The organism is Parabacteroides sp. AF17-28 (genome assembly GCF_003479205.1).
Taxonomy (GTDB): Bacteria; Bacteroidota; Bacteroidia; order Bacteroidales; family Tannerellaceae; genus Parabacteroides; species Parabacteroides acidifaciens.
Genome location: NZ_QUGV01000013.1, coordinates 86054 through 92941, shown reverse-complemented (window position 1 = coordinate 92941; position 6888 = coordinate 86054). Strand labels below are relative to the sequence as shown.

Sequence of the window (6888 nt, the reverse complement as noted above, 5' to 3'; positions counted from 1 at the left end):
TCGGTTTGAAGCAGGATCAGCAACGTGCCGTTTTCGATATCTTTTGCGAAAACGAAAAAGGAGAAGTCTTCATTTGCGAGATGCAGAAAAGCCGTCAGAAGTATTTTTCCGACAGGGTGTTGTATTATGCTTCGTTCGCCATTCAGCAACAGTCTATGATTGTAAAGGAAAAGTTAGAAAAAGAACCGGACGAAAATATCCGCAAGCGGTGGAACTATCAGATCAATAAAGTCTACGTTGTCTGTGTCTTGAATTATATCATGGATCCGTCCCGTCCGGAGAAATACCGCTGGGACATTGTACGCATGGACCGGGAGCTGAAAATTCCTTTCAGCGAAACACTGAATGAAATCTATCTTGAAATGCCAAAATTTGTATTACCTTTGCATGAGTGCGACACGCTTTATAAGAAGTGGTTATACGTTTTAAATAACATCGAGATCATGGAACGATTACCCCAAGAACTGAACAATCAGATATTCCGCAAGCTTAAAAGCATTGTGGAGGTAGAGCGCATGACCCCTGACCAACGTTTGGAATATGAACTGAGCCTTTCCGTCGAGCGCGACCTTTCTGCAGCACTCGACACGAGTTTTGAAGATGGGATGGAGAAAGGCAAAGCAGAAGGCAAAGCAGAAGGTTTAGCAGAAGGCAAAGCGGAAGGTAAAGCAGAAGGCAAAATCGAAGAACAACGTTTTATTGCTGCCAATTTTAAAAAACAGGGGATCAATATTGAAACGATTGCGCAATGTACCGGTTTGTCGGTAGAGGAAATTAACGGATTGTGATTTATCAATGCTAACCAATTGAATCAGCCGGGTTGTTGAACATACAATAATCCGGCTGATTTTGTTTCAGTTTTTCTTGGTTTTGGACCTTCTGCAAATTAAAAAATATACATTAACCCCCTGTTTCGACTGTTTTTCTATTTTGTCCGAAATCTTGATCGATTTTGGATTGACTCTTTTCACTGTTTTGACCTGCTCGGCTGACAACAGATAAAATGAGGTGCCGAGTCCATTGCGAAAAGCGTACAATTTGATTACCGAAAGATGGAAATGTCGACAAAGTGATAAAGCTTAACTCCCGGAGAATCGAATATTTGCGAACGAAGACGGACGGCGTTCCAAATATCACAAGGAAATTTTAGGGGTCTATTGCCGTGAGGTGCGCAGAAAATTCCCTTGAAGTAACGCTTCATCGCTCTGAAGGTTGACTTCGTGCTATATGAAGTCCGACTTCAGGGCAACAAAGTTCCGGGTCAGAGCGATAAAGTCCCTCTTCATGGCGATTAGGTTCCGGATCATAGGAAAAAGCTCCTTTTTGACAGCTGAAAAGTGGATTAGCATTTGTTTGGTTTAGGATGTTTTTTTACCCTGAAAAACGCGTTTTATACAATAAGCCCTCCGCCGCAAACTCTCTTTTGCCGTTTCGTTTCAACGAACGGTATTTCGGTTAATGCTCTATGTTTATCGGAGACATTACAAATGTAAGAGATTCCAATATCTTCGACAAACATAAAGCCATTTATTAATCAACTACTTAAATTATCACCGTATAAGGAACGCTTTCTTATAGCGTTTCACGACTCCGTCCGGATGGTAGATTTCGGCATAAAAGATATAGATGCCTGGTGGTAGTGCGCTGCCACTGTTGGCAATGCCGCTCCAAGTCAGTTCGCCGGACGTGCCTAACAGTTGATGGTTGGCTATCTCGGCAACACGTATGCCAGATGTGTTGAAGACAAATGCACGACAGTTATAACCCGGCCGATCGAGCAGGTAGGATATGCGGTAACTGCCGGATTCCTCTATCCAGACAGGCGGTTCTATCCCGGTTGAACCTTCGGAAGAAGGATTCCCATATTGGGAGTTCAGATAGCCGGGAGTGCCGAAGCCGGCCGTTTCGGAAGCAGAGGTCCAGTTGGACGGATTTTGTGTGGCGGCATCCGGATCGATGCGTTCCAGAGCAACGCCCTTCCGGTTCTTAACAGAAGAGGCATGCCATTTGGAGGAATAAGAAACTTCGTCTATCACTTCTCCATCTGCGGTACGAAACAATACTAAAGTAGAAGCCGTATTGGCAAGAATCGGCAATTTGGATAGCTGATGAAGTGCAGACGGTTCAGCGATCTCGTAAAAAGAGGAAACACTTTCCACATCTTTTGTCAGCAAGATATAACTTCCGGCTTCCAGCTTCCGGGCAATAGCGGCCAAAGGATAACGGGTACTAAGCGTTCCGTCCGATTTACGGACCGCAAGGGAAAGAGTTGACACAGACAGGGGCTTGCCGGAACGGTTATACAATTCCAGGTATTCGCTGCCTCCGGCATAAGGATCCGGCAGCAGTTCGTTAAAGACAATCTCACCGGGCAGGATGGGATCTGTGACTGCCGGAGTATCCGGATTCTCTGGTTCTTCCGGTTTATCCGGTTCCACAGGCGGTTCCTCTTCGTCCGAAGACGGGGAGGAATTGACAGAACCGGGCGTTCCGCCGCGAGGATCAGTAGACAGATGCCAACCGGAGGCAGAACGTTCCCAGGATTTACCGGCTGTGGCTTTGGCATAGGTTACTTCATCGATCACATTTCCTGAAGCATCCCATAATTGCAAGTCCTTACCAGCATTAGCCAATTGCGAAGGGAAATCATCCATCGGAACAGCTATGCCTTGATTATCGACTTTCATATCTCTTCCCGATCTGTATAAAACCATATAACCTGCCACTGGAATACTGGCATTTCCTATCGACTTTGGTTTTTCCTTACCATATATAAGTTGCCAACCTTTAAGCGACAGCTCTTTCCCTGACATATTATACAACTCTATATATTCCGTTTTTGCTAAATCTTTCAGTCCGTTCGGATCTGCCATGATTTCATTAATCAAGATTGTTCCGGGTTTACCCGGTTCCGGCTTTTCCTCTCCATAAGCAGAGATGAACGTTGTATCGCCCTTACACTCATTACCGGACTTATCAAATATTCCGGAATAATATAAAGTATAAGTTTGACCTTTCAACAAAGCTTCCTTCCATACGGCTTTCAGTATTTTACTATCCTCTGAGATATAAACTTCATCTGCATCGCCTACTTCCGATAAAGTAATTTGATATTGGACAGGATCTACAGGATCATGGAATATCAGCAGAAGTTCAGTCGCATTTTCTTGCTCCAAATCCGATAAAGAAGGAGTCTTTATATCTTCATCCGGTTGATCCGGTTCTTCCGGTCCTTCTTCCGGCTCGAGAGGAGTCGGAGTTATTTGGTCGGAAACATAAACATTATCAATGCTAAACAAATTACTTCGTGTCTTTGTATAATGGAATGTAAAAACTAAATTTCCCTGCTCCTGTGGCTCTACAATAGGATAACTACCGCTACCTTCCAATTTGTACCCGGCCATTTCATCTGTCCGGCTATATAAAGTCCATTGCTTATTATCCTCAAGCGTCACTTTCACATGCAGCAACGCAGGTACTTTCTTAAAATCATTTGTTTGGCGGTCAAACAGATCTTTTTCTCCAAACCGCATCAAACCAAACTTCTTCGAACCGGAATATCCGAGCCGGACATAATAATAGCGATCGGGACTTTCTTGATACAAATAGACGCACAGTTTATTATCCTCGCTCGGGGCATACAGCATATACACATCAAATTCCCATTGCATATCGGAAGAATAGGTGATTTCTTTCCCAATAGAAGCACTGCCCGGCGTTGTCGGTTTAATATTGAGTTGAAGCCTGCCATCCGCATTGATATGAAATAGTCCTCGATCTCTACCGATCCAGTCTACGCCGATCTCCGGCCCGTCAAACATCTCATTTACCTGTGAACTTACACAAAAAGGAAGTAATACGAAGAGAAAAAGAATAAATTGTTTCATAGTCTTACAGTTTTGTTTATAATTTGTATATCTTTGCACCCCAAAGCGTTGTAGCATTGGAAGCACTGTGCTTTCATACACGCTGTAAAGTTATACTATTTTTTCGATAAACAAATTAATTAGTGCTCAAAATGAAAGTAGCAATTGTAGGAGTAAGTGGAGCCGTAGGACAAGAATTCCTGCGTGTACTCGACGAGAGAAACTTCCCGATGGATGAGCTGGTGCTTTTTGGCTCATCTCGCAGTGCCGGACGTGTTTATACCTTCCGTGGTAAACAGATTACCGTCAAGGAGCTTAAGCATAACGACGACTTTAAGGGAATCGATGTTGCTTTTGTTTCGGCCGGTGGCGGTACTTCTGTCGAGTTCGCAGAAACCATTACAAAACATGGAACTGTGATGATCGATAATTCCAGCGCATTCCGTATGGAAAACGACGTACCTTTGGTAGTTCCCGAAGTAAACCCGGAAGATGCACTGAATCGTCCGCGCGGTATCATTGCCAATCCGAACTGTACTACCATCCAGATGGTCGTTGCATTGAAGGCAATCGAGGGCCTGTCGCACATTAAGCGTGTACACGTATCGACCTATCAGGCAGCCAGCGGTGCCGGCGCGACAGCTATGGCTGAACTGGTAAAACAATATGAGCAGCTGTTGAAAGGCGAAGAACCGACAGTGGAAAAGTTCGCTTACCAACTGGCATACAACGTGATTCCTCACGTAGACGTATTCACGGATAACGGCTACACCAAGGAAGAAATGAAGATGTACAACGAAACACGCAAGATCATGCACTCCGACATCGAAGTGAGCGCTACTTGTGTCCGCGTCCCGGTTATGCGTGCCCACAGCGAAGCAACCTGGGTAGAAACAGAACGTCCCGTAAGCGTGGAAGAAGCCCGCAAGGCTTTTGCCGAAGCCGAAGGCGTCATCCTGCAGGACGAACCGGCAAAGAAAGACTATCCGATGCCGTTGTTCATCGCCGGAAAAGACCCTGTTTACGTTGGCCGCATCCGCAAAGACATTACGAATCCGAACGGTCTGACATTCTGGACGGTAAGCGACCAGATCAAGAAAGGCGCCGCTTTGAACGCCGTACAGATCGCTGAATATCTGTTGAAGGTGAAGAATATCGGATAAGATAATCCGCTTTATAATAAAAAAGGTGTGACGGAAGAAATCCTGTCACACCTTTTTTATTGCACGCCGGTTGATGCGGACCTTATGCCTTCCGGGTCATGTTCTTCCTATATTCAGCAGGCGTAATTCCGTATCGATCACGGAAAACACGATGGAAAGTCCGGACATTACTAAAACCGGAATCATCGGAAACAGCCTGGATTGTATAATTCGCCTCATCCCGCAACAAGAGAACGGAATAATCGATCCGCTTATTATTGATATACCCGTTGAAGTTTGTACCGGCATACGTTTGTATAAATTGCGCAAACGAGTTCTTGAGAATGCCGAAACGCTTAATCAGCGCATCCCGGTTAACATCCGGATCCAAGAACATTTTCTCACTATCGATCGTCATATCCATCAACTCGAAAAGTTTCCGCTCGGATTCAGACGTGCCGGCGGGCAGCTCCTCAGAATCAGAAGTGCCGGCGGGCAACTCTTCGGATGTTAGCGTGGCTGCCGAATCCAGCATAGCCTTCTTTGCCCGGTGCAATTCTTCCTGGTAATCCAGCATTTCGTCAATTTGCTGCACCAATATCCGGTTCTTCCTTCGCGTAGCACGCAGACTATGGACAATAAAAGAGATGACGGCCAGCGACAGGAAAAGTACGACCAAGGAAGCAATCAGGAAGATGCGTTCCCGGTACAGCTTATCAGCCTGTATCCGTATCTGCTCATTCTTTTCATTTGTTTCATAGAGGGTTGACAGCTCCAGAGCCGCATTGGCTTTGTCTCTGCTGTTCAGGCTATCAGTCACGACAAGCATCTGCTTACGGGTTTCGGCCAGCGCCTTATAGTCTCCCAGTCCGGCCAGTGCCCTGTCCTCATAATCAAGGGCATAACGCAAATATTCGAAGCTGATCGTTTCATCATTGTCGACATAGCGTTGCTTCTCCTTTCCGATATACTGAAGCGCCTCCTTATACTGTCCGCTATTAAGCAAATATTCAATCCGGATAGGTTCTCCTTCGATTGAAGAAGCATAATTTGTTTCGAGATATTTCAAATAATACTTCCGGGCTGTTTCCGGTTCCCCATTCTGTGCATAAATACAGGCAAACGCGGCATACTCACTGGCATAGCGCAGATCGCAAAGCCCATCCGGCAAGTCCGGCATTTTCTTCAGCTTATCCATCAGCCGTTCATATTCCGGAAGCAGACCGATTGCGGCCTCATACTTCCCATCTTCCTGGTAAGCCGAAATCAACGTCCCGTATGAATAAAGAAGATCGTCTATATCGTGCCAGTCGCGGGTGGAAGCAACGACTTTCTTCTGTATCCCGATCGCCTGCAGATAATAGGTTTCGGCCTCCGCCTTCAATCCCATTTTCCTTTTAGCCTCTCCATGCATAAGCATCATATTGGCCTCTCCGTTTTTGTCACCGATCTCCCGTGCCGACTTTGTTCCCTCTACAACATACCGGATGCAAGCCTCATAATCACTAAGCTGCAAGCAGGCATTAGACATCATATCGAGCAGGCTATATTTCCACATAGGGTTATTCTGGATGAAATCGCTGTGGTATGCTTTATTGGCATAATCGAGCGCAATCCGGTATTGCTCCATACCGTTGTGATAGACCAGGCAACGCAGATAGTCAATCCGGTAAGGCGGCATCTTTTTCAGCTGCTCGGCCTCATCCAGCAAAGCGAGCGCCCGCTTGGGTTCATTGAGACAGATACTCTCGATATATTCATCCGTAAACAGACTATCCGGGCTGTTCGAAGCACCAAGGCTGCTCATTTGAATAAGAGAAAAGAATACAAATAAAATACATTGTTTCATCTTCATCTTAGGTTAGTGTTATGTATAGGAT

4 protein-coding genes are annotated in these 6888 nt (G+C 45.5%); 2 read left to right on the top strand and 2 right to left on the bottom strand.

The features are described from left to right. Positions 1-788: Rpn family recombination-promoting nuclease/putative transposase (locus DWW90_RS11325; protein WP_233547716.1), on the top strand; the 788-nt coding region annotated here is incomplete at its 5' end. A gap of 762 nt (positions 789-1550) precedes the next feature. Here the strand turns inward: DWW90_RS11325 and DWW90_RS11315 are convergent. Further along, on the bottom strand, positions 1551-3887 hold the full coding sequence (locus DWW90_RS11315; protein WP_122345044.1) for a lamin tail domain-containing protein: 2337 nt from the start codon (positions 3885-3887) through the stop codon (positions 1551-1553). Between the two features lie 131 nt (positions 3888-4018). Between DWW90_RS11315 and DWW90_RS11310 the strand changes: the two genes are divergently transcribed. Continuing rightward, positions 4019-5029 (top strand): aspartate-semialdehyde dehydrogenase, encoded by a 1011-nt coding sequence (locus DWW90_RS11310; protein WP_122345043.1) that lies wholly within the window; start codon positions 4019-4021, stop codon positions 5027-5029. A gap of 82 nt (positions 5030-5111) precedes the next feature. Here the strand turns inward: DWW90_RS11310 and DWW90_RS11305 are convergent, their stop codons facing one another. Further along, entirely contained in the window at positions 5112-6863 is a 1752-nt protein-coding gene (locus DWW90_RS11305) for a helix-turn-helix domain-containing protein (protein ID WP_122345042.1), read from the bottom strand. Positions 6864-6888: the final 25 nt, after the last annotated feature.

Excerpts from the sequence above, each read along its gene's own strand:
- DWW90_RS11305 (WP_122345042.1), bottom strand. The coding sequence starts at position 6,863 with ATGAAGATGAAACAATGTATTTTATTTGTATTCTTTTCTCTTATTCAA.
- DWW90_RS11310 (WP_122345043.1), top strand. The coding sequence starts at position 4,019 with ATGAAAGTAGCAATTGTAGGAGTAAGTGGAGCCGTAGGACAAGAATTC.
- DWW90_RS11315 (WP_122345044.1), bottom strand. The coding sequence starts at position 3,887 with ATGAAACAATTTATTCTTTTTCTCTTCGTATTACTTCCTTTTTGTGTA.